This window comes from Syntrophorhabdaceae bacterium, assembly GCA_028713955.1.
Classification (GTDB): domain Bacteria; phylum Desulfobacterota; class Syntrophorhabdia; order Syntrophorhabdales; family Syntrophorhabdaceae; genus UBA5609.
The window spans coordinates 1-2,916 of sequence record JAQTNJ010000331.1; the positions used below are offsets into that span (position 1 = coordinate 1).

A 2,916-nucleotide genomic window follows, 5' to 3' on the forward strand; every position below is an offset into this window, starting at 1 on the left:
AATGGTAAAAAACCAAGAAAACCAATTCGAACGCCTAATGCCGGACGTGTTTTTGAGAATTCCGATATACGATATACGAAATACGATATACTATAGAAAGACCGGGCTTCGTCGATTTCACAACACCGGGGCAGGTGCTTCTTGTAATAGATCTTTAATTGGTTATCGGTCATTATTTTTCAGTTTCTTAGGTTCCTTAAAAAAATGTCACGAAAATTAGATGCGATCCTGCGTTTCATCATTACCTGCGGTTATATTGGGCGGCTGCCCTTTGCCCCCGGCACGTACGCCTCTATACTTGGTTGTATCTTGATATACCTGTTCCCGTTGCCTTTTAATAATCTGCCCTTTGTCATTCTCCTTGTCATATTCTCTGTTTTTTGTATCAACCTGCTCGGATTTGAAGAAAGGGATCCCGGGTATATCGTGATCGATGAACTGGCAGGGATGTGTATTGCCATGGCAGGGCACAGCGTGACCCTTATCAACATCGTTATCGGTTTTGTCTTCTTCCGGGGCTTTGACATCCTGAAGCCATTTCCCATCGGGCACGCGGAGAGGTTGCGAAAGGGATACGGCATAGTTGCAGATGATGTGATTGCAGGGATATTTGCCAATGTGGTGCTGATAGTCTGGAGAAGGATAGCATGGTTTTAGGAAGAATGAAATTGTATTAGGACAATGAAATGGTATTAGAAGAAAGGGTCGGCAGTTTACTGCTCATGCATTCAAAGAAGATAGCCGTTGCCGAGTCCTGTACGGGGGGGCTGGTGGCACACAGGATCACCAACGTTCCCGGTGCGTCGGGTTACTTCGAAACCGGTTTTGTGACCTATAGCAACAAGGCCAAAGAGCATCTTTTGTCGGTTCCGGAAGCGACTATAAAGGCGAAGGGGGCAGTAAGCGACGAGGTTGCGCGATTCATGGCTGAGGGTGTCAGAAAGGCCGCCGGGGTTGATATAGGGTTGGCTATCACCGGAATTGCAGGCCCCGGTGGCGGTACACCTGAAAAACCTGTCGGTACGGTCTATATAGCGCTTGCTGCACCGGATGGGACATTCGTCCGGAAATTTTCTTTCCAGGGGGACAGGACAGAGATTAAGCTCCGGACATCAGAAGAAGCCCTGTTGTTTATCCTTGACCATCTTGAAGGGAGGCTCAGGTGAGGGTTTTTCTGGCCCTGGAGATCCCCGAAGAGATAAAGGAGTATCTCGGTGTTGTCAAAGATCAGCTGGCAATGCGTATCCATGGTGTAAAGTGGGTCAATGAAAAGGCACAACACATCACGTTGAAGTTTTTTGGTGAGCAGGAAGAAAAAAGGGTCAGCGAAATAGGAGATGCACTGTCCGGCATTGAAAGGTGGTACGACCCCGTCGCCGTGACATTGCAAGGTATTGAGGCATTCCCTGACAGAAAAAGGGCAAGGGTGATCGTGATGGCACTTGAAAAGGGAGTTGACAACATACAAATGATATTTCATGATATAGAGGATCGTCTGTCAGGATTGGACATTGAGAAAGAAAAGCGGAGTTTCAGGCCTCATATTACCCTTGGGAGGATGAGGATACCCGGTCCATTGCTGGACAGGGACATTGTTGCCGTTGATATGAAGGGCTTTACTGTAAGCAGGATGGTGCTTTTTCAGAGTACGCTCAAACCTGCAGGCGCCGTATATACTCCGATCCGGGAGTTAGAGTTCAATAAAACCATTTAACAAAAGAGAGGGGGAGCGCGTGAAAGAAGAAACAAGCAAGAATAAGGCAATCGACATGGCCGTTTCTCAAATTGAGAAACTTTTCGGAAAAGGCTCTATCATGAAACTTGGCGAAAAACCGCTGGAGGAGGTTCCCGTCGTTTCGACAGGTTCAATCTCCCTTGATATGGCGCTGGGGATTGGTGGTTTGCCGAGAGGAAGGGTGGTAGAGATCTATGGTCCTGAGGCATCCGGGAAGACGACCCTTGCGCTGCAGGTTCTTGCTGAGATCCAGAAGGCAGGCGGGGTTGCTGCCTTTATCGACGCTGAGCACGCCCTTGATGTCTTTTATGCACGGAAGATCGGCGTCAATACCGATGACCTCCTGATCTCCCAGCCCGATACGGGTGAGCAGGCCCTTGAGATCGTCGAGATACTTGTGAGAAGCAGCGCCGTTGAGGCCGTTGTTATTGATTCAGTGGCAGCCCTTGTCCCAAGGGCAGAGATCGAGGGGGAAATGGGGGACGCCCACATGGGGTTACAGGCAAGACTCATGTCACAGGCCCTGAGGAAGTTAACGGCAACGATCAGTAAATCAATGACGACAGTAATATTCATCAACCAGATACGGCAGAAGATAGGGATCATGTTTGGAAATCCCGAGACCACAACGGGCGGAAACGCGTTAAAGTTCTATGCCTCTGTTCGCCTTGATATCAGAAGGATCGCATCCATCAAAGACGGTCAGGAAGTTATAGGGAGCAGGACAAGGGTCAAGGTCGTGAAGAACAAGCTCGCGCCGCCTTTCAGGGAAGTAGAGTTCGATATAATATTCGGTGAGGGTATTTCAAAGGAAGGGGATATCCTTGATCTCGCAGTCGATTTTAATGTCGTGGAGAAGGCAGGCACATGGTACTCCTATGGCGATTCGAGGATTGGCCAGGGCAGGGAAAATGCCAAAGAGTTTTTGAAAAATCACCCCGATGTTAAAAAGGCGATTGAAGAAAAGATACTTGCAATAAAGAAGGGTGAATCGTGACATCAAAGGAGATCCGCAAAACATTTTTAGATTTTTTTTCACACAACGGCCACAGGATTGTACCGAGTGCATCGCTGGTGCCGGAAAAGGATCCCACCCTGCTCTTTGTCAATGCGGGGATGGTTCCCTTCAAGAACCTCTTCCTGGGGGATGAAAAGAGGGATTATCAGAGGGCAACGTCCTG

At 48.6% G+C, this 2,916-nt stretch carries 5 protein-coding genes; all 5 read left to right on the top strand.

Annotation, left to right across the window (positions count from 1 at the left end):
- Nucleotides 1–204 precede the first annotated feature (204 nt).
- Complete coding sequence (locus tag PHU49_16575; GenBank protein MDD5245625.1) at nt 205–657, top strand: phosphatidylglycerophosphatase A; 453 nt, start codon at nt 205–207, stop codon at nt 655–657.
- Between the two features lie 29 nt (nt 658–686).
- Entirely contained in the window at nt 687–1,166 is a 480-nt protein-coding gene (locus tag PHU49_16580) for a CinA family protein (GenBank protein MDD5245626.1), read from the top strand.
- Nucleotides 1,163–1,714: an RNA 2',3'-cyclic phosphodiesterase gene (gene thpR, locus PHU49_16585; GenBank protein ID MDD5245627.1), complete on the top strand. Its 552-nt coding sequence runs from the start codon at nt 1,163–1,165 to the stop codon at nt 1,712–1,714. Before PHU49_16580 ends, thpR begins: the two co-directional genes overlap by 4 nt.
- A 19-nt stretch (nt 1,715–1,733) precedes the next feature.
- A complete protein-coding gene (recA, locus tag PHU49_16590) occupies nt 1,734–2,732 on the top strand; it encodes a recombinase RecA (GenBank protein ID MDD5245628.1) in 999 nt (332 codons plus the stop codon).
- The coding region (locus PHU49_16595) for an alanine--tRNA ligase-related protein (GenBank protein ID MDD5245629.1) at nt 2,729–2,916 on the top strand (188 nt) is incomplete at its 3' end. The genes recA and PHU49_16595, both read left to right, overlap by 4 nt.

Coding starts and splice junctions, on each gene's coding strand:
- PHU49_16575 (MDD5245625.1), top strand. CDS start 205: ATGTCACGAAAATTAGATGCGATCCTGCGTTTCATCATTACCTGCGGT.
- PHU49_16580 (MDD5245626.1), top strand. CDS start 687: ATGGTATTAGAAGAAAGGGTCGGCAGTTTACTGCTCATGCATTCAAAG.